The sequence below is a fragment of the Psychrobacter sp. Cmf 22.2 genome (assembly GCF_001921745.1).
Taxonomy (GTDB): Bacteria; Pseudomonadota; Gammaproteobacteria; order Pseudomonadales; family Moraxellaceae; genus Psychrobacter.
The window spans coordinates 485,819-511,826 of record NZ_MRYA01000002.1; the positions used below are offsets into that span (position 1 = coordinate 485,819).

At 43.4% G+C, this 26,008-nt stretch carries 20 protein-coding genes and 1 pseudogene; 11 read left to right on the forward strand and 10 right to left on the reverse strand.

Annotation, left to right across the window (positions count from 1 at the left end; all coding sequences use genetic code 11):
* Positions 1-23: 23 nt before the first annotated feature.
* From BTV98_RS06230 to BTV98_RS06265, 8 genes are all read left to right on the forward strand, one after another.
* Positions 24-2,210 (forward strand): 3-hydroxyacyl-CoA dehydrogenase NAD-binding domain-containing protein, encoded by a 2,187-nt coding sequence (locus tag BTV98_RS06230; RefSeq protein WP_075103177.1) that lies wholly within the window; start codon positions 24-26, stop codon positions 2,208-2,210.
* Complete coding sequence (locus BTV98_RS06235; RefSeq protein WP_218612949.1) at positions 2,203-3,315, forward strand: CaiB/BaiF CoA-transferase family protein; 1,113 nt, start codon at positions 2,203-2,205, stop codon at positions 3,313-3,315. Before BTV98_RS06230 ends, BTV98_RS06235 begins: the two co-directional genes overlap by 8 nt.
* Positions 3,316-3,765: 450 nt before the next feature.
* Positions 3,766-4,791 carry a histone deacetylase family protein gene (locus tag BTV98_RS06240; protein ID WP_058369845.1) on the forward strand — a complete coding sequence of 342 codons (1,026 nt, stop codon included), beginning with the start codon at positions 3,766-3,768 and terminating at the stop codon, positions 4,789-4,791.
* 89 nt (positions 4,792-4,880) lie between these two features.
* Complete coding sequence (locus BTV98_RS06245; RefSeq protein ID WP_058369844.1) at positions 4,881-6,308, forward strand: sodium:solute symporter; 1,428 nt, start codon at positions 4,881-4,883, stop codon at positions 6,306-6,308.
* Between the two features lie 177 nt (positions 6,309-6,485).
* Complete coding sequence (locus BTV98_RS06250) at positions 6,486-7,757, forward strand: NRAMP family divalent metal transporter (RefSeq protein ID WP_058369843.1); 1,272 nt, start codon at positions 6,486-6,488, stop codon at positions 7,755-7,757.
* Between the two features lie 78 nt (positions 7,758-7,835).
* Positions 7,836-9,488, forward strand: a complete 1,653-nt coding sequence (locus tag BTV98_RS06255; protein WP_075103178.1) for a thiamine pyrophosphate-dependent enzyme — start codon at positions 7,836-7,838, stop codon at positions 9,486-9,488.
* A gap of 180 nt (positions 9,489-9,668) precedes the next feature.
* A complete protein-coding gene (locus BTV98_RS06260; protein ID WP_083606117.1) occupies positions 9,669-10,592 on the forward strand; it encodes a LysR family transcriptional regulator in 924 nt (307 codons plus the stop codon).
* A gap of 179 nt (positions 10,593-10,771) precedes the next feature.
* On the forward strand, positions 10,772-11,839 hold the full coding sequence (locus tag BTV98_RS06265) for a maleylacetate reductase (RefSeq protein ID WP_075103179.1): 1,068 nt from the start codon (positions 10,772-10,774) through the stop codon (positions 11,837-11,839).
* A gap of 41 nt (positions 11,840-11,880) precedes the next feature.
* Here BTV98_RS06265 and BTV98_RS06270 read toward each other — a convergent pair whose 3' ends face one another.
* Positions 11,881-14,031: a heavy metal translocating P-type ATPase gene (locus BTV98_RS06270; RefSeq protein ID WP_075103180.1), complete on the reverse strand. Its 2,151-nt coding sequence runs from the start codon at positions 14,029-14,031 to the stop codon at positions 11,881-11,883.
* Positions 14,032-14,204: 173 nt separating this feature from the next.
* Here BTV98_RS06270 and cadR point away from each other — a divergent pair, with 173 nt between their 5' ends.
* On the forward strand, positions 14,205-14,618 hold the full coding sequence (gene cadR / locus BTV98_RS06275) for a Cd(II)/Pb(II)-responsive transcriptional regulator (protein ID WP_178379365.1): 414 nt from the start codon (positions 14,205-14,207) through the stop codon (positions 14,616-14,618).
* 88 nt (positions 14,619-14,706) lie between these two features.
* Here cadR and BTV98_RS06280 read toward each other — a convergent pair whose 3' ends face one another.
* On the reverse strand, positions 14,707-15,186 hold the full coding sequence (locus tag BTV98_RS06280) for a hemerythrin domain-containing protein (protein ID WP_058368735.1): 480 nt from the start codon (positions 15,184-15,186) through the stop codon (positions 14,707-14,709).
* Positions 15,187-15,469: 283 nt separating this feature from the next.
* Between BTV98_RS06280 and BTV98_RS06285 the strand changes: the two genes are divergently transcribed.
* Positions 15,470-16,609 (forward strand): M14-type cytosolic carboxypeptidase, encoded by a 1,140-nt coding sequence (locus BTV98_RS06285; protein WP_075103182.1) that lies wholly within the window; start codon positions 15,470-15,472, stop codon positions 16,607-16,609.
* A gap of 278 nt (positions 16,610-16,887) precedes the next feature.
* Here the strand turns inward: BTV98_RS06285 and BTV98_RS13530 are convergent.
* Both BTV98_RS13530 and BTV98_RS06295 read right to left on the reverse strand, forming a co-directional pair.
* Positions 16,888-17,061 (reverse strand): annotated as a pseudogene (locus BTV98_RS13530) (zinc-binding alcohol dehydrogenase family protein); the annotation flags it as partial.
* 27 nt (positions 17,062-17,088) lie between these two features.
* On the reverse strand, positions 17,089-17,475 hold the full coding sequence (locus tag BTV98_RS06295) for an SDR family NAD(P)-dependent oxidoreductase (protein ID WP_075103184.1): 387 nt from the start codon (positions 17,473-17,475) through the stop codon (positions 17,089-17,091).
* Positions 17,476-17,655: 180 nt separating this feature from the next.
* Here BTV98_RS06295 and BTV98_RS06300 point away from each other — a divergent pair, with 180 nt between their 5' ends.
* On the forward strand, positions 17,656-18,207 hold the full coding sequence (locus BTV98_RS06300; RefSeq protein ID WP_083606136.1) for a LysR family transcriptional regulator: 552 nt from the start codon (positions 17,656-17,658) through the stop codon (positions 18,205-18,207).
* Here the strand turns inward: BTV98_RS06300 and BTV98_RS06305 are convergent.
* From BTV98_RS06305 to BTV98_RS06325, 6 genes are all read right to left on the reverse strand, one after another.
* Positions 18,159-19,421 (reverse strand): type III PLP-dependent enzyme, encoded by a 1,263-nt coding sequence (locus tag BTV98_RS06305; RefSeq protein ID WP_075103186.1) that lies wholly within the window; start codon positions 19,419-19,421, stop codon positions 18,159-18,161. The two genes, BTV98_RS06300 and BTV98_RS06305, sit on opposite strands and share 49 nt — an antisense overlap.
* Positions 19,422-19,476: 55 nt before the next feature.
* Complete coding sequence (locus BTV98_RS06310) at positions 19,477-21,528, reverse strand: IucA/IucC family siderophore biosynthesis protein (protein ID WP_075103187.1); 2,052 nt, start codon at positions 21,526-21,528, stop codon at positions 19,477-19,479.
* Between the two features lie 59 nt (positions 21,529-21,587).
* The gene (locus BTV98_RS06315; RefSeq protein WP_075103188.1) at positions 21,588-22,835 is read right to left on the reverse strand and encodes an MFS transporter; all 1,248 of its coding nucleotides are present in this window, start codon (positions 22,833-22,835) and stop codon (positions 21,588-21,590) included.
* Entirely contained in the window at positions 22,835-24,421 is a 1,587-nt protein-coding gene (locus tag BTV98_RS06320; protein ID WP_256713848.1) for an IucA/IucC family protein, read from the reverse strand. The genes BTV98_RS06315 and BTV98_RS06320 overlap by 1 nt, the downstream gene beginning before the upstream one ends.
* A 4-nt stretch (positions 24,422-24,425) precedes the next feature.
* Positions 24,426-24,617 (reverse strand): hypothetical protein, encoded by a 192-nt coding sequence (locus tag BTV98_RS13755; protein WP_256713849.1) that lies wholly within the window; start codon positions 24,615-24,617, stop codon positions 24,426-24,428.
* A gap of 69 nt (positions 24,618-24,686) precedes the next feature.
* The gene (locus BTV98_RS06325) at positions 24,687-25,937 is read right to left on the reverse strand and encodes an acetyl-CoA carboxylase biotin carboxylase subunit family protein (RefSeq protein ID WP_075103189.1); all 1,251 of its coding nucleotides are present in this window, start codon (positions 25,935-25,937) and stop codon (positions 24,687-24,689) included.
* Positions 25,938-26,008: the final 71 nt, after the last annotated feature.

Genomic DNA, 26,008 nt, shown 5'->3' on the forward strand with positions numbered 1-26,008 from the left:
TGAATTTAAAAAAAGGAATAGTAATGAGCATGGATTGCACCCAAACGATTAATGAGGTGGCAGATTTTTCTGCTGAGCGTGACGATGACAATATCGTAACAGTCACTATCAACCAAACCGCGCGTCAGATGAATGTGATTGATGATACTTTTAATCAATCGTTTGCAGTATTGGTCGATGCTTTTATAAACGATGAGACGGCTAAAGGGCTTATCTTAACGTCAGGTAAAGACAGTTTTATCGTTGGCGCTGATATTGACCAGCTTGCGAGTATTCAAACCCACGAGCAAGCGTTTGAATTGGCGGAGTCGCTCAAGGCAAGCCTACGTAAGCTTGAAAAATCTGGCAAACCGGTCGTGGCAGCGATGACAGGTTCAGCGCTTGGTGGCGGGCTAGAGGTTGCGTTGGGCTGTCATTACCGACTCGCTATTGATTCAGCTAAAACCAAACTTGGATTGCCCGAGGTAAAATTAGGCTTGCTACCTGGCGGCGGTGGTACTCAGCGTCTGATGCGCCTACTCGGTATGCAAAAGTCGCTTGAGATGATGACCCAAGGTAAAATGGTTAGTGCTACCGCTGCCAAAGAGATTGGGTTTATTGATGCGATAGCCAGTGACACAGACGACATGTTAAACCAAGCTAAAGCGTGGATTAAAGCCAACCCCGATGCGCAGCAACCGTGGGACAAAAAAGGCTTTAGCATCCCTGGTGGCAATGCCAATCATCCAAAGAACGCGCAAATGCTATCTGTTGCCCCAGCTATGGCGTACCAAAAATCTCACGGTAATTATCCTGCCATTACCCATATTATGTCTTGCGTATTTGAAGGCAGCTTACTTGATATCGATGCTGCCCTTGAGGTCGAATCGAGCTACTTTGCCGCTTGTGTGCTCTCGCCTGAATCTAACAATTTAATCACTTCTATGTGGACGCAATTAAACCAAATTAAAAAAGGACAATCACGTCCTAACAGCTTTGATCGTGAAGAAGTAAATAAGGTTGCGGTACTTGGTGCAGGCATGATGGGTGCTGGGATTGCGTATGTCGCTGCCAAAGCGGGCATCAATGTGGTGCTATTAGATACCAGTATTGAAAATGCTAATAAGGGTAAACAGTATTCAGAAAAATTATTAGACAAAGCTATCAATCGCGGACGCTCAAACGAGACCAAAAAAGCAGCGTTATTAAGTAAAATTCAAACCACCATATCTTATGATGATATAGAAGGTTGTGATTTAGTCATCGAAGCGGTGTTTGAGGATCGCGATATCAAAGCCAAGTGTACTGAGCAAGCAGAAGCCGTCATCGCTGAAACGGTTGTCTATGCGTCTAATACGTCGACCATTCCCATTACGAGCTTAGCCACTGCAAGTAAACGTCCTTCTCAATTCATCGGGCTACACTTTTTCTCACCAGTCGATAAGATGCCTTTGGTTGAGATTATCATGGGTGAGCAGACGGATGATGCAACCTTAGCAAAAGCTTTTGATTTCGTCTTACAAATTGGCAAAACGCCTATCGTTGTCAACGACAGTCGCGGCTTTTATACCTCGCGCGTATTTGGTACGTATGTGTCAGAAGGTATTGCGATGTTAGGTGAGGGCGTGCATCCTCGTCGAATTGAAGTCGCTGGTCTCAAAGCTGGTATGCCGATGCCACCGCTTGCGCTGCAAGATGAGGTGTCGCTCGATTTATCGTTTCGTATCAAAGAGCAATCCAAAAAAGATACGCTCAGCGAGGGTAAAGAATGGGTCAGTCATCCGGCAGAAGCGGTGCTCAAAGTGATTGCAAAAGACCACGAGCGCTTAGGTAAAAAGGTCGGCAAAGGGTTTTATGACTATTCGAAAAACACAGAGGGCAAGGATGGTAAACAGTTGTGGCCAAAACTTGCTGAGCTATTTCCGCCTGTTGATGAGCAGCCAGATATGCAAGAGCTGATAGATCGGCTGCTCTATATCCAAGCCAACGAGTCAGCGCGCTGTTATGAGGAAAACGTCTTGCGCTCTGTCGCTGAAGGTAATGTAGGCTCAATCTTTGGTTGGGGTTTCGCCCCGCATCAAGGGGGTACGCTACAGTTTATCAATGCGACAGGTATGGAAAGTTTCGTTGCGCGTAGTCATGAGCTGGCCGCTAAGTTTGGTGCGCGTTTTAAGCCTGCACAAATTTTGATAGAGATGGCGAAAAAAGGCGAGGTGTTTTCAGATGGCTAATACAGATGTAGTATCGAATAACTCAATACCCAGTACAATGACAGACATGATGGCTGACTGTTTAAATGGTCTTAAAGTTGTCGATCTCACGCGTAATTTACCTGGTCCATTCGCGACGCGCTTACTTGCCGATCTAGGCGCAGAAATCGTTAAAATTGAACCAGAAAATGGCGATCCAGGACGTGCATTTGGTGAGTTATTCAAAGCGTTAAATCATGGCAAACATTGCGAAAAGGTGGATTTTCGTAGCGAAGCAGGCATTGAAGCAATAAAAGCACACATCAAAGATGCAGACGTGATGCTTGATAGTTTTCGCCCTGAGGTCCTCGTTGGCATGGGTTTAGACGCGGCTACCCTACATGCTATCAACCCAAAACTGGTGATGGTTTCTATCACAGGCTACGGTATTCCAGAGGCGCTTGATGCTACAGGTAAGTCTTGGGCAGCGAAGGCTGGGCATGACATCAACTTTATGGCAATGAGTGGCACCCTCTATCAGCTAAAAACAGAAACAGGCAATCAAGCCATGCCCAATATGCAATTTGCAGATTTGGCTGGTGGTAGCGATACCGCAGTGATTGCCTTATTAGCAGCGGTATTTGCCGCTAAAAATACTGGTCGCGGTCGACACATAGCCGTGAGTATGACGCATAGCTTGTATCATCATCTGGTTATGCCAAAAGCGACAGCTGATATGATGAAAAATATAAATGGACAACGCCCAGAGCCTCAGAATGACTTCTTGGGTGGATGGCTGCCGTGCTATCGGCTGTACAAAACACAAGATGGTCGCCATATGGCAGTCGGCTCATTAGAATTTAAATTTTGGCGATTATTATGCGAGACGTTAGATTTGTCTGAACATATCGATGCTCATTGGCAGCGTGGATCAATGCCAAATACAGCTGAGAGTAAACAAGCTGAGCAAGCAATGATAGACAAGTTTGCTAGTCAAACGATGACGTATTGGGAAGAATTGTTCGCAGAGGTTGATGCTTGCGTAACCCCTGTACTTAATTTGATAGAAGCTCAAAGCCATCCACTATTTGCGCATCAAGATGAGCATCAAGCGACTGCCAGCTGGCAGGTTACTGCTGGTGCATAAACTCAGTGGAACCCTGTAGCAAGGAGTCAACTATAAAAAGCCCCGCTAAGGGGCTTTTTCGCATCTTTAACAAAATTTCATGAAGTCATATCTTTGACTCCTATAAGAAAGCATAACTAACTTTTGATAGTCCAGATAAAAATAGAGTTATTTAAGCTTTCGGAATAACTTTGTTTTCCTCCATATAGTCTGATATTTATAAAAAATCATCTATAGGTATTAGCTGTACTTATACATAGTATTATTTTATATCGTTTGACTGCATCTATATGGGCCCATATATTAAGTATTAACCAGAAACAACTAATTTAAGAATTATAGTTAATATTTTATATAGATATTTATCGCTTTTTTATTAGTATTTTTAATATAAAAATAGCCATTAATCTAGATTAATGGCTAATAACTATTGTTTGTATAGAAATTATTTATAACAAAGGACTGTTTAAAATGAAAATATATAGCCATGAAAACCAAATGCTTCATCATCCAAAAACGTATTTTTCTCGTGGACAAATGCGAGAGCCACAAGAGAAGCCTGAGCGTTTAACGGAGTTGTTAAAAGCGCCAAAAGCGTTGGGGTTAGAAGTTATTACTGCCAAAGATAAGGGCATTGAACCGATATTGGCTGTACATGATTTTGATTACGTCGAGTTTTTGAAGTATGGGCATGATGCATGGATGGCTGTAGATGAAGATATGGGGGAGGAGATTCAAACCACTGTTTATATTCCAAATAATTCTGGACTTGGTATCTTGGCTAAAGCCGCTAAATATCAAGCCGATGGTAGCGCACCTATTGGTAAGCATTCGTGGACATCCATCTACTGGTCTGCCCAAACTGCACTCAATGCTGCAGATTCATTATTGGAAAATGCGACAAGTCAAAATGCTATTCAAGTCTGTATTACTAGACCTGCAGGCCATCATGCACGTAAAAGTGCCGCTGGTGGTTTTTGTTATCTAAATAATGCGGCGATAGTTGCTGAGCATCTTCGTCAAAAATACCAAAAAATAGCCATCATAGATACTGATATGCATCATGGTCAGGGTATTCAAGAGATATTCTATGATCGTAAAGATGTACTCTATACCTCAGTACATGGTAGTCCTATTAATTTTTATCCGGTTGTTGCAGGTCATGAGCATGAAAGAGGTGAGGGAGAAGGATACGGGTATAACATCAATTTTCCCATGCCTCATGGTACCGATGAAGCTGGATTTTTTGAATATGTTGATCAATCAATAGCATCTTTAAAATTGTTCAATCCTGATGTAATCGTCCATGTCTTAGGATTCGATGTTTACAAAGATGACCCTCAAGCCAAATGTGAAGTTAGTACGCAGGGCTTTAAAGTTTTAGCGCAAAAGCTCAAAGCATTAAACAAACCAGTCATTGTCTTAGTAGAGGGCGGTTACTGTATAGAAAAGCTGAACGAAAACCTACAGGCATTTTTGTCTGGACTCAGTGAATAAAAAAGTTATGTTTAATAAGTAAGTAAGAAACTACTGTTGAAAGGACTTCAACAAGCAAAATATGCAAGAAAGTACAGGGAGCGTTAAATATGTATGATTCGCAGGAACGTTTAATTTTAGGCTTTTTGATTGTTATATATTTCTTTTTCTTATTTGGCGTCTCGCTTTATATCAACAAAAAGAGCATTAAAACCTACGATGACTTCAACGTTGCAGGAAGATCGGTATCCCTATTTCCACTTATTTTGACCTTTGTGGGCACTGCGGTTGGTGGTGCCACTCTGCTAGGTTTTATGGAAAATGGCTTTTTATTTGGAATGGGTCAACAGTGGTTAAATTTTTCAATTTTCCTTGCTGGTGTGGTAATGCTCGCGTTTTTCTTAAAAAGAATTCGTGCGCTTGGTGAAAAGTATGAAATGGTCACTATTGCAGATTTTACGGTATTGAGGTTTGGCGAAGGTGCTAGGATTCCCACGGTAGCCAGTACCATGGTTGCCTATAGTGCGATAACAGGATTACAGTTCGTAGCCATCGCCACTATCATCAATTTAACCATGGGACTGAATTTAACCACGGGTATACTAATCAGTTGGGCAATGCTGACATTGAAGACCTATTTTGGTGGTATGAAATCAGTCATTTGGCAAGATGCATTCCATGGCACGATACAGACAGTTGGCGTTTTTATTCTATTTGTCGTCGTTATCATCGCTTCAGGTGGCTTAGAAGCAGTGCAGCTTAATGTAGCAGCGTCTGATCAACCTGATTTTTTAAATATTATGGGTATACCTCCTTCTGAGGTGTTCGTTTATCTGCTAACTATTGGTGCTTACCAGATGGTTAGACAGGACTTATGGCAAAGATTTTGGGCTGCTGGAAGTGCTAAAACAGCTAGAATTGGATATTGGATAGCGATTATCTTAGGGGCTGTCACTGCTTTTATGATTATTGCCATTGGCGTTATGGCCCGCTTCGGACTCAATTTGGGAGACATTGATTCAAACTTGACTTACTACGCAGTGATCGGTGATGTCTTTAGTTTTCCAATGGTGGTAGTAATGATTATTGCCTTATTTGCCACAGTTATTTCAACAGCCGATTCGTTCTTCATGGCCGGTGCCTCTTCAATTGCAAACGATATTATTAGACCCAAGCTCAAAGAGACACCAGATCTTGATAAGCGTTTATTAAAATATAGCCGTATATCTGTCATAGCAGTTTCTATCCTCTCACTTCTACTTGCTCTTTACATCCCTCAATTGGTTAACTTATTTGTGACAGGCGCTGCTATGTTAGTGTCGAGTCTATTAGCACCCGTTATCGCTGGTCTCTTTTGGAAAAGAGCCACTCGATTAGGTGGAACGGTGGCAATGTGGATTGGTCTAATTGTGGCCGTTATTTGGCAAGTGCTTGGTCATCCATATGGCCTACACCCTGTATTCATAGGTTTACCAATTTCGATGCTATTGGTTGTTTTTGTATCATTAGCGACCAGTGACACAAGTAGTGAGATTTAGATTTTCTAATTAAGTAAAGTTAGTTAAATTTTGTTTAATTAAAACAAGGATGTTTGGTATGAAAGTTTCGATTCTAAAAGTGTTCGGTTATGGCGACATCTATTTCAATGTAGCGAGTGCAGTCGTAAATGTGATTAATAGTCAGGTTCAATGCTCTATTATCAATGTGAGGTTTCTATGTCTAAACAATTAACTTCTACTCTAGATAATAGTGATGTAGAGAAAAGCTTTAGCTGGCGGACGCTCGGCCCTGGTATCTTATTAGCATCGGCAGCTATTGGCGGCTCACACTTAATATCCTCTACTCAAGCTGGAGCAACTTATGGTTGGCAATTGGCAGGTCTGATAATCATAACCAATCTATTGAAGTATCCGTTTTTTCGTTTTGGTACTGATTATGTTTATGGCACTGGTGAGTCTTTGATCGCAGGTTACTATAAAAAATCAAAAATTTATCTGGGTATTTATCTATTCTTATCAATGTTTGCATCGGTAGTAGGGACAGGTGCTGTTGCCTTGCTTTGTGCCGCTATTTTAGGATTTATGCTCCCTGCCAGCCTCGGGCTGTCGACCATTACACTATCTATTATTGTGATGGTTATCTCCTGGGTGTTTTTGGTTGCAGGACATTATAAACTGCTTGATAGTGTGAATAAGTGGATTATTATTGCTCTGACATTTGGCTCCCTTATTGCTGTTATTATCGCTGCGGGTAAGCCTACAGTGATGACAGCAGATTTTGTAGCAACGTCACCTTGGAGTTTAGCGACTTTAGGCTTTCTTGTAGCGCTAATGGGATGGATGCCTGCTCCCATGGAGTTTTCAGCCATCAACTCGATGTGGATATCAGCAAAAATCAAAGCTGAAAATACCACATATCGCCAAGGCTTGACTGATTTTAACGTGGGGTACTCTGTCTCTACAATTTTAGCCTTGGTATTCTTGGGATTGGGAGTGTTTGTTCAATACGGTTCTGGCCAAGAGATTCAAACAGCAGGCAGTGATTATGTAGGTCAATTGATCAATATGTATACCGCCACTATCGGTGAATGGTCCAGATTCCTTGTCGCTTTTGTGGCATTCATGTGCATGTTCGGGACAACGCTTACCAGCGCAGATGGTACCGCGCGTGCAAATTCTGAATGTTTGCGACTTTTTAAAGGTAATAAAGAGATTACCAATGGACAAATATTCTTTTGGACGAGCTATGCCATATTTGGCGGACTTATAATCATCCTTTTCTTTACTGGTCAACTTGGCTCAATGCTCAAATTCGCTATGATTGCCGCTTTTATTGCAGCGCCTATTGTTGGTGGTCTGAACTATGTATTGATTAAAGATCACAAAAAATTATCCACGCTCATGAATGTATGGGCAATTTTGGGATTAATATTCTTAACTGGGATTGCTCTGTTGTTCATCGCTAATTTATTAGGATTTTTTAGCTGAACAAATACATTTAGTTAACAGTATGCTTATGTGCAGTAAAGAGTAAAAATTAAGAAAATAGAAGTTAAGGAAATAAGAATGAAAAATACAAATCATGGTGGTCAAGCGATCGTAGATAGCCTGCAATTGCACGGAGTAAATCGTGCTTATGTCGTTCCAGGGGAGAGTTATCTTTCGGTATTGGATGGTTTATATAATGCTGATATCCAGACAGTGGTATGTCGTCATGAGGCTGCCTGTACTTATATGGCAGACGCCCATGGTAAGTTTACTGGTCAGCCAGGCATTGCTATGGTGACACGCGGACCAGGAGCGGCGCAAGCCTATACTGGCATCCATACGGCGTGGCAAGATGGGGTGCCACTCATATTATTTATCGGTTTAGTACCAGTAGCGGATAGGCAACGTGAGTCATTTCAAGAATTTGATCCTAATCAATGGTTCTCTAGCCAATGTAAGCGGGTCTTTATATTAGACGAAGTATCAAGGGCGTCTGAAATTGTAGCGAAGGCTTTTCATGCGGCATTAGAAGGACGCCCTGGTCCTGTTGTCGTAGGATTACCTGAAGATATTATTCAGCAAGAGTTCCATGGTCAAATGCATCCGGTGATACCAGTGGCTGAGGGCTGTATCAGTGCTGACAAGCTTGATATTATCAAAGATGCTTTGGCAAAATCTGTGCAGCCATTGATTTTTGCTGGCGGTCAGAATTGGTCTGATGACGCTACCAAGCAACTAACAACGTTTGCAGAAGACAATTATATTCCAGTGATACATGATTGGCGCGCCTCAGATCGAGTTACCTTTGATTCTCCGGCTCATGCAGGCTACCTGGGTTATGGACGTTCTGACGACTGTGCAGCATTAATTGAAAACGCCGATGTACTGCTTACGATAGGGACGGTGTTGGGTGACGTTGCAAGTGATGGGTATCGATTGCGTCAGTCTTTTGATAAGCCCAATTATATTGTCAATTTAGATACCAGCTTACGCGGTCATAGTGGTGCAGTGACTGAACATATTGTCGCTAGCCCCATTAGTTTCTCTAAAGCTATTAGTAAGTTAGAAATAGGAGGCTCAGATTCTCGTAAAGACTGGTTTAACTATTGTCATGAGCAGCAAAGAAAAGACTGCGCGTTTCCGAAAGTGCAGGCTGAGCAAGATGGTACTGCTTCGTCTTATGCCAGTATGACAGAAGTTATTCGAGAGCTTACCAAGCGCTTACCAAGAAATGCTGTGTATAGTTTTGGCGCGGGCAATCATTGTATATGGGCTCAGCGTTATCTACCCACTCATACCTTTCCAAGTCAGCTTAGTACCAGAAACGGTGCGATGGGTTATAGCCTGCCGGCAGGTATTGTCGCGGCGTTAGAGACGCCAGAGCGTCTGTCAGTCGTAGTAACTGGAGATGGTGAATTCATGATGAATGAAGCAGAGCTATCAACCTCCATACGATATAACGCACCTGTTTTAATTATTCTCATGGACAATCAGCAGTTTGGCACCATTCGCCAGCATCAAGAAGCACATTACCCTGATAGAGTATCGGGGACGCAGCTACAAAACCCTGACTTTGCAGCATTAGCAAATGCCTTTGGTGCGCATGGTATACGAATCGATAATAATAAGAATATTAAGTCCAGTGTAGATGAAGCAATGCGAGCAGTCTTAAAAGACAAAAAAACAGTGTTACTGCATGTGCTTACTGACCCTGAGGATCTTACGCCCTAAGTTTAATGTAGGATATTCCAGCAAAGACACAGGAGTTTTTTAGAAGATACTAGGATTACTTTCACTATCCAGCAGCTTATATTGTATTATGATTTGGACGTTATAATTAAAAGCTGACTATCTATATCTAGATAGCCAGCTTTTAACTCATATGATTACTGATATAGGCTGCAAAAGGTCATGATGCAGAAAAAATTAGCAGATAGTTTAAATTGGGCGCTACTTCATGTATTGATTATCATATATGAAGAGGGAAGTATTAGTGCTGCTGCCGATCGATTAAACATTACCCAGTCAGCTGTTAGTCAAAATCTCAAAAAACTTGAAGAACAGCTCGAAAGCCAGCTTGTTATCCGCAATACAAAGCCTCTAGAGTTGACACCTATTGGTCGTTATTGCCTTCAAGTCGCCCAGATGATGTTCACAGAAATTACCTCTATTGAGGCAATGAGGGGCAGTAATTCTCATCTTTTAGAAGGTGTGGTCAAACTATTGGTAGTCAGTCGCATACACAATCCTAAATATAATCAGTTTTTAGTGTATTTTAAAAAAAAGTATCCCAATATTACGCTAGATTTAACGGTCAAATCTAGTATGGATATATTAAATAACTTAAACCAAAAAACGCCTGCCATTGGTATTTGTTTGGCTAGACGTATTCCTGAAAACCTCAATAAAGAACTACTATTCAATCAACGTTATTATCTATACTGTGGCTACCATCATCCTTTATTTTTAGAAAAAGAATTGAGCTTTGATAGTTTATTAAAAGAAGACTTCATTGCTTTTAATAGTGAAGATATTGGCGATGTTCTCTCACCAATTACTGTGTTTAAAGAAAGTCACGATCTCACAGGCCGTGTTAGCGCCTATACTAATAATCTAGACGAGGCAGTTCGTCTGATTTATACAGGGTATGGTATTGGTGCTTTACCTGATCAATTTATTGCGGCTACTCACTTAGAGTCTAAGCTTAGACGTCTGCCACCTAAGAAGGGGATTGCCGATGTTCCAGTGTATATTTTTTGGCATGAACATCGGCCTTTATCCCTTCTTGAAGCAAAGTTTATCGAAGAGATTGTAGCGTTTGATATTTCTCTTTAGACGTCGCTTTAAACTAATTACTATTCTTAAATACCTCAAACATACTTACAAAGTGTGAGAGGTTTTGATACGACATTGGAATTAAGCGAGTTGATGCTTCTCCATGCTAACGATATTCCAGCGTATTTTCAGTGAGACTTGTTTCCAGCGAGACCTGCTTTGCAAAACAGGATGATATTATGAAAGACTTTCATTACCAAGCTCTACCGCTCGACGTTCATTTTGGGAACGGCAAATCAGCTGAAGCCAAAGATATTCTAATACAGCATGGTTATCGTAACGTTTTAATAATAACGACACCGGGCCAAAAACAAGCGGGTCAGAAGTTATCGCAGCAACTACAAGAGATCTCAGCAAGCGTGTATCCGCACGCTGTCATGCATGTTCCGGTAGAGGTCGCGAATAAGGCGGTAGAGTTTGTCCAATCTAACAACATTGATTGTTGTCTTGCTTTAGGCGGTGGCTCTACGGTTGGGCTTGCCAAAGCCATTGCCTTAAAGACGCATTTGCCGATAGTCGCTATACCTACTACCTATGCAGGTAGCGAGATGACGGCTATTTATGGCATCACTAAAAACAATCTAAAAACCACTGGTAAGGACATTCATATCCTACCCAAAGTAGTGATTTATGATCCAGAGCTAAATCTAACCTTGCCTGCGCAAATCTCGGCTTGCTCAGGTATGAACGCTATGGCACATGCGGTAGAGGCACTATATGCTGAGGATAAAAATCCAATCGTCAGTCTCATGGCGATTGAGTCTATCAAAGCATTGAAGTTTGCTTTGCCTATGATTGTAAAAGATTTGAGCGATATTTCAGCACGCCAGAAAGCAACCTATGGCGCTTGGCTTGCTGGAGTTTGTCTAGGGTCAGTTGGCATGGCCATTCATCATAAGATTTGTCATACTTTGGGTGGCACATACAATCTTCCACATGCTCAAGCACACGCCATTACGCTTGCGTATTCGGTGCATTACAACCGCAATGCTGATATTGACGCTATGGATCGATTGGCAGAGGCGTTAGGTGTTAATAGCCGTGAAGAGGTTGGTTTAGCAATCTACCATTTAAATCAATCTTTAGAGATTCCGTTGGCATTAAAAGACATTGGCTTACCCGAAGAGGGTCCATCTGAGGTGGCACAAATTATTTGTGATAGTCCTTATTATAATCCTCGTGATTATGACTATGAGGAATTAAAAGATTTATTAAATAAAGCGTATCAAGGACTGCCTCCTGCTTAGAACTTTTATAAACGACGTTTGAGTGTTTTTACAGTCAATACTTACGACCTTACCTCCTTAAAACGCAGTAAACGCAAAGCATTGAGCGTGACCAGAACCGTCGCGCCAGCGTCAGCCAGTACCGCAATCCAAAGTCCTGTAATCCCAAACACAGTAGTAATCAAGAATATGCCTTTTAGTCCGAGCGCAAACATCACATTTTGATGAATATTGGTCATCGTGGCACGCGATAGCGCAATAAGATTGGCAACGTCCATCACGCGGCTTTTTAACAGCGCAATATCAGCCGTTTCGATAGCCACATCTGTACCACTACCCATAGCAATACCGACATCTGCCGTTGCTAGCGCTGGTGCATCATTAATACCGTCACCAATCATTGCTATTTGATTGTTGTCTTTCATCTCGCTTAGCAGACGTAGCTTGTCTTCAGGTAACAGTTCAGCCTTCCACTCTATATTTAACTGACTGGCAAGCGCTTTTGCTGTACGTCTATTGTCACCTGTGAGCATGACAGAGCGCACGTTCATTGTGTTCAGCATTGCCACAGCTTGCTTCGCATCCTCTCGCAGCTCATCACGCAGCGCGATCAATCCAAGCGCCTCTCCGTGTTGCTCATCAAACAAAATCGAAACCGTTTTTCCCTCATTTTGTAGGGTCTCGATTTGCGTTTGCTGCGTCATCGGCAACGTAGTTTTCTCTGCTATGTAGACTGGGGAGCCAATGCTCAAAGAGCGCCCAGTGACCGTAGCATGTACGGCTTTACCCGCAGTAGCAGTAGTATCAGTGGCGTCAAGGATAGTTGCCTTAACGGCTTTGGCATGATCTACGATAGCTTTAGCAAGTGGATGATTAGAAGCCGAATCTACGCTTGCAAACAGTGCCAATAACTTGTCTTGACCTTTAGCGTCCGTATACGCTGAGGTAAAGCCGACAATATCGGTTACCTGTGGCTTACCTTCGGTTAGCGTACCTGTCTTATCAAAAGCGACGGTACTGACTTGGCCAATCAACTCCATGACATTACCGCCTTTGATAAGCAGTCCGTGACGTGCGCCGACTGCCAACCCTGAGGCGATAGCGGCTGGTGTCGAGAGTACCAACGCGCAAGGGCAGGCAATGAGTAATAGTGCTAGACCACGATATAGCCATGTCATCCATTCTGCGCCCATAAATAGCGGCGGAATGACAATAACCAGCGCAGCAAGTGCCATTACGATAGGCGTATAGTAGCGGCTAAAGGTCTCAATAAAGCGTGCGGTCGGGGCTTTAGATGCTTGCGCCTGCTCTACAAGCTCGATGATACGTGCAATCGTATTATCAGCTGCTGTTTTCTTCACGCGTATGTGTAGTACGCCATCGACGTTAATCGAGCCAGCAAAGACATCATCGTCTATGGTCTTAGCAACAGGAACGGATTCCCCAGTCACAGGCGATTCATCAAGGCTGGACGTCCCTTGAATAATGACGCCATCGGCAGAGACTCTATCTCCAGGACGCACCAGCACCTTATTATTTACCTGTAGTGAAGCTGCTGGTACCTGACGTTGTTGACCCTGTGCATCTAATAAAATGGCAGTCTTTGGCACAAGCGCCGATAACGCTCTAATACCAGCGCGAGCATGATCGGCCGCTACGCTCTCTAATAGCTCACCAACAGAGAACAAAAAGACCACCGCAGCCGCTTCTTCAGCTTCACCGATGATAAGGGCGCCAATAGCCGCGACGGACATCAGCATTTCAATTGAAAAAGGCGAGCCTGTCAGCGTTAATGCAAGCGCTTTGCGAGCAAATGGTATGATGCCAATAACGACAACGGCAATAAAGACCCATATGCCGTAGGCGGGAAAAACCAATGATAAGACGTAAGCTGCGCTCATTAACAGGCCAATACCAATGACTTGTTTGCCCTTTAACGTTTGCCACCAGCGCTGATTATTTACTGTTGTTTGATGCTCATTGATGTCTGCCTCATTTTGTTGGTCAGTGAGCTCTGACACACCAAACCCAAGACGCTTGATGTTTTTTTCGATATCTTTGTCTTTGGTTGCCGCATTAGGCGCTAAGGTTAGCGCAAGCTTTTGGGTGGCAAAGTTTAGCTGAACGTCAGAGACACCAGGCATACGGGTTAATGCTGTTTCAATCTTGCCCACGCAACTGGCACAGTCCATACCTTCAATATGATATTGCATAATATTTTATCCTCTTATTAAAGGTATTATGAACCCTATAGTGGCTTTAGGGTCAAGGCCTTGATTAACCAGTTTGTTTGATTTTTCGCTTACTGAACCTTATAGTTACTTTATGGTCTAAATTTTAGAATCACTATTGATGACTATAGCTATTTAAGGAGACAAACGTGCTTATCAAAATTGGCGAGCTGGCCAAACGTACAGGGGCAACGGTAGAAACCATTCGCTATTACGAAAAAGAAAATTTATTACCAGAGCCTACGCGCAGTCAAGGGAATTATCGTTTGTACCGTGAGGAGCATATTGAACGTCTGCAATTTATCCTACATTGCCGTACGCTCGATATGACTTTGGAGGAAGTACGAGTTTTGCTGCAGTATTGGGATACGCCTGATAAAAACTGCGGAGAGGTAAATATACTATTAGATGAGCATATCAATGCGGTAGAGACACGTATGAAAGAGTTGGTGCAATTAAAGCAGCATCTGTTGGATTTGCGGCAAAAATGTGCCAAAGAAGCACCAGCTGAATCATGCGGGATACTACATGCGTTGGCGGACAATTCTTGTCATCTCTCTTCAGGCTAGCTCAAATCATAGGGTTGCTAGATCTATAAAGGCTAAATCGCTGGTATCAAAATGAATACTATTGCTGGCATGCTCTTTATTTGCTGAATTAACGCTTTTCGTCTAAATGTTTGATGTCGTCCGGGCTGGCGGCGTAGATAGCGTCAAGCTCGTGCTGCGTTAAATATTTTTCGACAATAGGAAAGAGCTCTCGCTCTTCGAAACGTAAATGATCATACAATAAGTTACCAAGTTGTTTGACTTGTCCAACAGTGATTATAGTCTCTTCACAAGTTTGAGTAGTTTGGATTTCCGTCTTCATATTGTTCAACAGTCTATGCTGTTCTTTCATTGTATTAAGTACAGAAGCAACCTCAGGTTGATTAGCTTGATGAGGTAGTAATGCCTTTGTGATTAAATTGTCCTCGATACTAAAATGAGCGTGCATATCATCAATATAAGAGGACAGCGCTTGCCAATGTGCAGTAATTGCTTGCGGATTGTCGGCACACTCTTTAGCATGACGTCCTATGTGTAAACCAAGATGATGCTGGCGTGATAATGGCTGTAATTGAGGGGCGCGTTTCATTAGTAATCTCCATTTCATAAAATCTGTAAATTTAATGGACGATCTATTATATAATTAATGATAATCATTCTCATAATATAACAACTTATAGGCTATTTTACTATCGTCATATGACTTCAAGTATTAATCAATATACAGTCATCACCTAGATAAAATTGGTGATTAAACTTTTTAGGTTATAAAATATAGGGTTTGAAAGGCTTTATTATATTTTACGGTTGATAAAACACTTCTATATTTAAAATTAACTTTAAGACTCTTAAAATCTCATTAAGGAGAGGTTATGCATATCACTGCCAATTTTGATGCAGGTAATATCGACATTATTAACATGGAAAATAAAAAAGATATCCAATTGGCTATTCGTCCAGATGTTGGTGACGAGTTTTTCCAATGGTTTAACTTTCGTCTATCAGGTGAGATTGGCGAGCAATATGTTCTTAATGTTGTCAATGCAGGGGAGGCGTCATACGTTGCAGGGTGGGAGAATTACCAAGCAGTTGCTTCCTACGATCGGGAGTATTGGTTCCGTCTGCCTACCACTTATAAAGACGGCAAATTAACTATAGTGGCAGATTTAGAATGTGACACCATTCAAATTGCGTATTTTGCCCCTTATAGCTATGAGCGCCATCAAGATTTACTGGCCGCTGTACAAACGCATTCATTAGTGACACTAGAGCATTTAGGCGAAACGCTTGATAAGCGTGACTTAACCTTAGTAAAAATCGGTAATGGCGATAGCAGTAGTGAGGTAAATAAACGCAATATTTGGATCACTGCGCGTCAGCACCCCGGTGAGACGATGGCAGAGTGGTTGGTTGAAGGTCTACTATACAGCTTATTGGATGAAGACAATGCTACTGCTAAGATGTTATTAGAAAAAGCAAACTTCTACATTGTACCTAATATGAACCCAGATGGGAGTGTGCGCGGACATCTGCGTACTAACGCTGCTGGTACCAATTTGAATCGTGAATGGTCAGATCCAAGCTTAGAGAAAAGCCCTGAAGTGTTTCATGTCATTAATAAAATGGAGACGACCGGCGTTGATCTATTTTATGATGTGCACGGCGATGAAGCATTGCCTTATGTGTTTCTTGCCGGCTCTCAAGGGACACCAAGTTATAACGACCGCCTAGCACGTCTGCGTGATAGATTTTCAGACGTGTTGAAAATGGCCAGTGCCGACTTTCAGTCCGAATATGGCTATGATATTGATGCGCCAGGTAAAGCGAATATGACGGTTGCAACTAATTGGGTAGCTGAGCGCTTTGATTGCCTTGCCAATACTTTGGAGATGCCTTTTAAAGATAACAATAACCTACCTGATGCAGACATGGGCTGGTCACCAGAGCGTTCTATCAAATTAGGTGAAGCATCGTTGATGGCGATGTTGGCAGTGGTAGATGAGTTAAGTTAGTGATTAGTTTGAGCTAGCCAAGATTGTTCACGTTATCAGGTAGTTGGGTGAACCATAAATCTTGGTTTAAATGATTGATGTTTATAATTGTAAGATTTTTGACAGTTTTTATTTTATAAAATAAGGTAGAGTGGTTTTTCGGACCATTTGGAGCAAGTTGCTTAAAATCGAACACTTAAAACGGACTATCTACAATGTTAAAGGAATTTACCATGCAAACTGACTCAAGCACGAGTGTATAACATAAAAAAGTGGTTGAATGTAGGCTGATGCTTTATCTCCCATGCGGTGATGGTCGTTAAAGGTAAGGCAGCAGCTTCGAGAAATGATAGCGATTTAGGCATGTGCCCGACGATACGCTCATCGACCAGTTGGTACTCAGAATTACTACCTGAGCGAGTCAAATCCCCTGCGTAATACACACGGTCACCTACCGAAAATTGGGTGCTGCGCTTAATAAAATGCTGATGCAAAACTAGCTAGACTGTTAATATGTCCTGGGTGTGTTGTATAAGCTGTGCGATGGCGGCTTTGTTTAACGCATCGCTATGTGGTTTGCCAAACTCGCCTCGTTCATCGCCATACTCGCCTTTGATATCATTATCAAAATACTGATCAGTCTCATTCGCAAACTCATTGGCCACCGCTAAGGCTACCAAAATACCAGCCCCTTTATCAGCAGATGACCAGTGTTGTCCATAAGCTTCGTTTGCCATACGGGTATTGAGTAATGAGCCAGGGTTGACGGCAATCACGTTGATATTATGAGCAGCTACTTGCTCAACCAAAGCCATGCTCCACATGGTTAACGCCAATTTGCTTTGCGCATAGGCATCTTGTTCACTTAACCCCTTTTGTCCCGCCAAAGCTTACTGCGCCGCTATCATAGTAATAAAGTCCATTCGCTATCACCAGTAGCTACAACAGAAAACACTTTCAATATTTTTTTGAAGGTATAGGGTTTTAAAGGGATGAAATTCTGCTTTTTAGCTATACTTCTACCTATGCTTGCTCAAGTGATAGTTGTATTTGACCAAGGCGATACGATGAAAAATTTGCAGGATTTACGTATTTTTATTGAAACGGCTCGTTTGGGCAGTTTGTCGGCTTGTGCTCGGCATTTAGATTTATCATCTGCCGTGGTTAGTGCCGCAGTGAAACGACTAGAAGCTGAGATTGATACTGTGTTATTTATTTGCTCAACTCGCAGGTTGCGTCTAACCGGTAAAGATGAGCAATACTTAAAACACTGCCGAGATGCTGTCGATATTTTGGACAATGCTTATGCAGGTTTGCATGACAATGATGCTGATTTGACAGGCACAATTCGCTTATCAGCTTCTTCAGATTTGGGTCGAAACTTAGTATTACCATGGTTGGATGATTTTATGCAGATTCATCCCAATTACGCATCATACTGTCATGTAACCACTTTTTTTGGAGCCAGTTATAGTTATCAATGCCAATCTCATCATCTTTTAGGGCACCGCTTTCTTCCTGTTGCACGACACCTTTACAGCGCCATGCAGATTAAAACATCATTAATGTCTTACAAAAAAATCATTTTGGGTGGCTCGTGCATTAAGAAGTTTTGGTGAGATATATTCCAAGCGTAAGCCCCTGCTAGGGTAAAAACTAAGTAGTCGCCGATATGCAGCGCGTCAATCCACTGGTCCCTTGCCAGTATGTCTTTGGGTGTACAAAGCTGACCGACAAGGGTTGCCTTGGTGCCCGTGATGGCGGCTTGCGTTATCAGATTTTCTTGCGGTTCGGCTTTTATTGCGTGACTGGTGCGGTACGGCACGATACAAAAAGGATGGTTGTGCTGCTGGGCGGCGGGCGTTCTAAAATGATGGGTGCCGCCATGACCAATCACAAATGTCTCGCCAAGATTTTTTTTGATATCCAATACTTCCATTACATAATAACCACAGGGCGCCGTGATAAACCGTCCAATCTCAAACCTCACCATAAACTGCGGGTTTTTCGTTAAGATACTGGCAAGCTGCTGACAAAATACTTGCCACTCAAAATGCTGCGGCTGCTGATCATAGTGAATACCAATGCCGCCGCCCACGTTGATGGTCAGTTGTGAGGGCAGCGATGGATAATCCTGCTGCCACTTCTTGACCATCTCTATATAGCGCTGCATTAACAACAGGTGACGCTCGACTGATAATTGATGCGACATCAAGTGAAAATGAAACCCACGAAACTCAATAAATGGACTTGAGTCAATGATAGATAGCGCTTGCTTGAGGTGAGTTTCATCCAGCCCAAAAGGGGTAGGCTTACCGCCCATGACCAGCTTACTGCTGCCGATGTCACCAATATCAATATTCATTCGCAAAAATATACGGACGGGAAGCTGTAAGGACTGACTCAAGGTTTGGATGCGAGTCAGCTCGACCAGACTCTCTACATGAATGGTATCGATTTGCTGTTGTATGGCTTGCTGCAGATCTGAGGTCAGCTTACCCGGTCCACCAAAAATAATAGGATGGTTCGGCTGGTGGGTCTGTAGCCAGTTGAGCTCGCCTGCTGAAGCGGCCTCAAACCCATCGACATGCTCTGCCAAGGTGGATAGTATTTCAGGCTCTGCGTTGGCTTTGATGGCATAAAATAGCTGCGTGTTAGCAGGCAAGCAATGCTTCATGGTTTTTATCCGCTCTGCTAAAGCGTCTAAATCATAAATATAAGCACACAGCGGTGTCGACTGCGTACTATGTTCATAAATAATATTTATAATTTTTGCAGGTAATAGGTGGTTGTCTGCTGGTGCTGAATGGCTTGTCGTCATGTCAGTTGTCATTTTGCGAGTGCCTTTTAGTCTGGTTGTTAGTCTGATATGGAAAGATGGTGGGGTTTTATAATAGCGTCATTGTTTGGCTGGCCGTTTTGGCACCGGGCGTAGAGGGCTGCCACGGGCAAGGCAGCATGACGTAGGCAGAATGCTTATCAGCAAGCGTGAGCAATCGAGTCTTATAATTGGTCTTGCTGGGTAAGCTGCCACCGTCCAACAAATCCTGAATTTCGGGCTGAGTACCATATACCAGTTGCCAATTGATCAATATCTCTTTGACATGCTGCCAAAGTCGCGCCTCTAACGTCTTAGCTGATTGCGCGCCTCGGCATAAATAAAAGATGGCCTCACTAAGATTATTGACAAAAACGCAATAAGCGATACGTGACCATCCTGCCGCTCTAGAATAGCGGATGGACTGTTTGCAGCGCTCAGATAAACCGGTCGCGTCAGCAAGCGACCACAGGCTATCCACCAGCTTGGTGCCTTCCAAATCTCGAATCCACACGCATGTCGGCAGGCCTTGATGAAAGCCAATCACCGTGTTTTGTAAATGCGGCTCGAACACAACGCCATGGTTAAAAAAGTAATCAAACGTGCCGTCAATCAAAATATTGGCATAACGTCTGAACCATAAGCAGGCTAGGGTGTCATAGGATACGCGCTCATTATCATGCTGATCACGGCGGTTACAGCACTGCTGTAGCTGACGCTTGATGACACTGTCTCCAAACCTATCCTCGGTAAATAAGGCGGCAGCCACTTGCGGCGTTAGGTATGTAATATCATCTGTCGTAAATGACTCTCGGAACAATAAACCAAAAGACTCAGTAATAAACTGAGCCGAACTGGCATTGCCATCGGGGAATTTGGCGCTCATATCAAGGGTGGCAGCCCCTGGCTCCAACATCAGCTTAAAAGCGGGCGCAGTCAGGCGCTTGCTGCGATCAATTTTTTCTAAAATATTATTTAGATAAACGGCACTGTGTAGCTCGTACCAAGCGTTTTTGCGAATGCAATTGGTCAGACGAACATGGATGGAACACTTTATAAAATGCGTCAGCTGATCATGATATAAGGTGCGCACCGACGAGGTTGGGGACACAGCCTTACCCGTCAGACCAAGCGGTATCATATGACCTGATGTGATTGCTCGCTTAATGGTCGGATTTGCCAAGATGCCATCGGCTTCCCACGGATGACAAGGGTAGTAGACCCAGTCGGTGTCGCTATCGGTATTTAAACTATCATTATTTAAACCGCCAGTATTTAAGCTGTCAGTGTCTGAATTTACGGTCGCTAATAATTCATCAGCAAGTAAGGTGCGCGCGATATTGCGCAGTATGGCTTTGGTATCTTTGCCAATATAGCTGACGAGGGAGGGATTAACCTTAAACCAAAACAAAGCAAACTGGCTTTGGGTTTCAGGCGAGTGCGCCAACAAAGACGCCATATCGACCCCTTGCCGGCTTTTCGGCGACGGATGATATGCATGACCCCAAAGTAACGCCTGTTCGCTATCTATATAGCCATTAACGTTTGTTGTATTTTGCTGTATATCTTGCTGGTAGCTAGTGGCGTGGGTGCTCGAGGTCTGCAAAAAGGCGGTGGTTACGCTGATGCTATTATCAATCTGATGCTTTAGCTCTTGGTTGATATCGATTTGATAGCGCGTCGCAATATAACTGTGCAGATAATCGACCAATTGATGAATATCAAGGCATGTCCATGATTGACCATGCGCTTTTAGCCAAGGTGCGCCGCTCGGCTGGCACTTGCCTAAATGACTAAAGTAGGCCACAGGCAATACGATTTTTGCAGAAGCAGTCTCATGAGCGATAGGAAATCGAATCGTCAATAGTTGTGCGCTCAGGCCAGCGCGGTTATCACGTAGACAAAGTGGTAAATCGTCATCAGACTCATCAATGCTTAGGTCTTGATTGGGAATGGCGAACTCACGAAGATAACAATTGATGATGTTTGTCAGTGCATGCTGCTCAGACTTGTACTGATGGTACTGCGACAGTAGGCTTGGCACTGGGGTGTTTTTGACTGATGTACTGGGCCACAAAAAACTTGACATCGTATCGTTTGGTAGTGAATAGTTTGGTTTCATAAGTGATCTCTTCTTTTATGTTTTAAATGTTTTTAGAGTAAGTATGGTTTTGGTGCTTTCTACACCGTTTTGCTGCATGTTGCTTGATACATGCTAATGGTTATTATCGCGACGGCTGCCATCATAGCTGAGAGCATAAACGGAGAGAGCAGACCAAATATCGGTACAAACAAAGTAACTGACAGTCCTGCTAGCACGCCGCCCCATTTTGCCAGTGCATCGTATCTGGAGAATATTTTGCCGCTATGCTTGGACTGGTTGGTATTCGCCATTTGCGCATGCAGGCTTTGGTAACACATAAACATGCCTACGCCAAACAGCATTCTCGCCAGCCAAATCAAGGCAAGATAGTCTGTCAAGTGCAGCAAAACCGCGCTTGTCAATACTGCAAAACCAAGGCTTAAGGACATGGCTGGCAGGTACTGGCTGATGCGTCCATAGAGCAGGTGGCAGATCAGATATATGGCATGAGGCATGGCATATAACTGTCCTATTTCAGCGCTGCTAAGCCCAAAGGTTTTGGCAAATGGCAAAAAGTATGGAAAAGTCGCTACCATACAAAAGGCTAAGAAAAACTGCAGCAGCGATATAAACAGATAAGGATTGGCGAAAAAAGCGGCACCCGTTAGACTTTGCGCGGGGTACAAGCTCTTATTTTTATCGTTTCTGGATTTTTTACTGCTTTTGGTGTTTGCAGGCACTTTAGGCAGTTGGACAGTATTGGCGGTGGTACCGATATTACCTGCCGTAATGATGTCTTTTTTTAGCAAAAAACTAAGTAGTAATGCTAAGAGCGGCAGGATGGCAAGCACGCGATACAAACTTAACACCTCGTAATGTTGTACCAAAAATCCCAGCCCAATCGGGGCAGTAATCAAGGCAAGCCGCGCTGAAAACTGAGTAAAATTCAGCACCTGTTTTAAGGTGTTTTTATCAGTGATACTGGTGGCTAAATAAGCGTTTGAGGCTGCCATTGTCCCGCCAAACAGCCCCTGAACGCTCAGTCCTATGACAAGCTGCCATAAAGACTGAGAAAATCCGCATATCAAAAACCCCACCGCCAAGCCAAGCTCTGCCCGCAATAAGGAGGTCTTGCGGCCATACGTATCGGCAAAACGTCCCCAGTATCGGGCAGCGATGGCGGTCATGAGGGTCGGTAGTATAAACAGCAAGCCAACCCAGCCTGATTGCAATGGCGCATTTAGCTCTTGGAGCATGATTGGCAAAAACAACGGCATACCTAACGCAGAAAAGGCGGACAGGTAGTGACAACATAGGACGATTGCCACCATCATTCGATAGTTCATTACGAGTCCTGCTTGTGTCGCTGCATAAGCTTTAAGGTGTTGGGTGCTGATTTGCCATAAAACTTATTGATATCAGTCGCGCCAGACTGCTCTTTTGACAACAGACTGCCAGCAGACAGCAAGTATTTGATATACCAGTGCTGGCTCTCTAATAAGACTTGCTGTGCAAGATGAGTGTCGTAACCTTGTTTGGATAGGCTGCGTAAGGTCGTATCAATACCGTTTAGAAGAGTTTGGTAAGCCTGATGACGGTCGAGGATGGCATAGGTGCTCATCATCTCGATAATGGCGGTGATGTCGAGCTGGAGCGTGATGGTCAAAAACATCTGCGCCAACGCCAATTCATCGTCAACGACGATACGTTGGTCTTTAATGCTCTTGATGTCTATCAAGTTGTCGAGGCCAGCTTGCGCTATAGCTGCGTTAAACCTTGGTGGATAAAGGCGTGCAGAGTCATTGTCTTTCATGAGCAAGGTCATCGTGCGGCTATGGTGATCAAAGACAATGATGGCATTTTGCTGGTTGGCTTCTAACGCAATGCCGTATTTTATCCAAAGTGTCAAATGGACATGGCACAACAGGCCAATGTAGTCTTTTAACCAACGCTGACTATTGCCATCATAAAAAATATCAATTAAGTGACTGACAAAGGGGCGACCATCCGGCATGACGCTGCCAAACGCTGCTACTGGGACAGGAGTTTTACCCATTAGATTGATGTCATCATAGCGTCTGACGATAAAGGCGAGTGTTTTGTCATCGCCCATATGACCACCTAGGCTTTCGTCGCAATGAGCGTAAGACCCTTGCAGTGCGGCATCGTTTTTTTCAATCAATTGCAAGGTACGTTGAAACCAATGACCATCATAAATAGTTGAGGGTTTGATTAAGCGCACGTTTTTATTGCCCAAGGTGCGGGCGATGAGCGGTACTTTGATATGGATATTTGGTGCATCGCAGCACACCACCGTGCGCACAGATAAGGTAGGTTGTACGCTGAGCGCAGACTTGGGTGCCAATATCATTTGTAGCGACGCCTCCTTGAGAGCATGCTGTTGCAGCAGCGGCAAGGTGAGCGGATGTACTGGAAATAGGTAATGCGTCTGTTGGAGGTCAGGACTGAGACCGACGTCGGCAAAGCTTGGCCAAATATCAGGCAGCTTGGTGCTGACAGTGGCTAATGCTTTCGAGATAGCAACCCAATGTAGGCGAAAGATTGGTGCAAATTCTGGACTATATGCTGCAATATCAGACGCGTCTAAGCCAAGCTTGGCTCGGGCAGTCGGGTAATAAGGATGATCCAAATACGAGGCGACTTGATCGGCGTATAGCAACCGCTCAGACCAGTTTGGGTATTGAGTGATATTACGCGCCAGATGGCGACACTGAGACTCAAACCCTCGGCGCGCTAACGCTCGGTGTTCAGTGGCACAGTCCAGCTCAAGCAGATAGCTATCAAGCACAGCCTCAGAGGCCTTTGATAATTGTTTGAGGATGGCGACAAAATCTTGATAGTCATGCTTGATGAGGTACTCGCCTGAGTTTTTTTGTAGCCACATTGGGCTGGTAAGTTGCCAATATTGCATATAATCACTGGCTGCAACGGGCAACCAATTGGTCAGGTAAGGTTATCTCTAGCCACAATGTTTGCTGTTTTAACTCTTCTGGCAGATGAGGAAGATCAAATTCTGTTTCTATAATGGTGCTATCTGATAGCAAGCCATAGATGTCTTCACGAATACAAGTATTGATAAAGCGTTCAGTGATATATTGTTTGTTCATTATTAGCTCTCAAAATGTAACGATGTAAATAGGTAAGCGATGTAAATAGGTAGCAGGTAGATCCCATGTTTATGCGTCAAACTGCCATTGCAAACTTGCGATGGCCTCGCTTAGTACGTCATCCATGGTGTTTTTGCAATCAGAATAAGCCAGTAGGCGGCTTAAATAGTCTTTGTTAGAGTGGGTCAGCTGGATGGTTTGATGTTGTTGTTTTAGCGGCTGATGAATGATAGTCGTCTGCTGCATTTGCTTATTAAAGGGGCTGGGTGCTGTGCAAATGGTGCCAGATTGAGGGGCAACAATATAATGAATGCGTGCATGGGTGCTGATGGTAAGTGCTCCGTACTCGGCCTCTAGCTCAGCAATACTGACCCCTTGATGCAGTCGAATAATGGTATCAAACCAAGGGTAGTGCGCCATATCATCTAATAAAAACTCTCTACCATCGCCGATGCTGCGATAGTTAATTTCAACCAAATGTATCTCGCCTGTTGGAGTAATAATAAACTCACTGTGACAGACGCCAAGCCCCACACCGATATCTTGTAAAATTGATAAACAGCGCTCACGGTACTGGACGCATAAGGGCGTGTTCCACACCGCATCCAGCTCTACAAAATGTGGCGGTTCGGTCAATGTCACCTCAAAGCCGCCTACCGCCACCAAGCGCTCACCATCGCCAAGCGTCTCTAACGTCATTAAGCGTCCAGCCACATAAGACTCAACCAAAATCGGTATGGTTTTTGATTGCCAAAAATTTTGGCAATAGTCAATCAGCTCATCTTTATCCATACAAAGCTGCACATCCATGCTCGCGACGCCTTGCTTGGGTTTGGCGACTAAGGGGAAGCTGATAGCTAGATTGTCGATGGCAAAAGTGTCAAGGTGTAAATCCTTGGCGTTTAGCAGCTGATAGCCAGCTTGGTATAAATGAGCAGATTGTAGCTGTGTTCTCATTAAGTACTTGTCTTTAAAGACTAAGCAATGACGCCAGTCTTTGCTAGGCAGATGGAAGAAGTCAGCGACGATGGCGGTTGTCCCTTGTAGATGGTCGCTATTACTAAAGACCAGACTGGGCAGGATATGATGATTGTTTAAAGTATCAATGATTGCTAGCGGGTTGAATACATCGCATTCCAGAATGCTGATTTGCGCCCCTAGAGGCATTGCTATTAGTGCATCCATGTGTGCGTCTTTATCATCGGTTATGATAATTAATTGACTGTTAGGTGCGTGCCTAGATTTTAATAACGCGGGGATAAAACCTTCAATAACTGCATCATTGACCACATGAGTGATAAGAACGGTCGCATAGGACATAATGCTTTCCTTTTTTGATGAACCACAAATAAAAAATAAACAGAGAGGTTATTTTTCGTGCCCATGATATT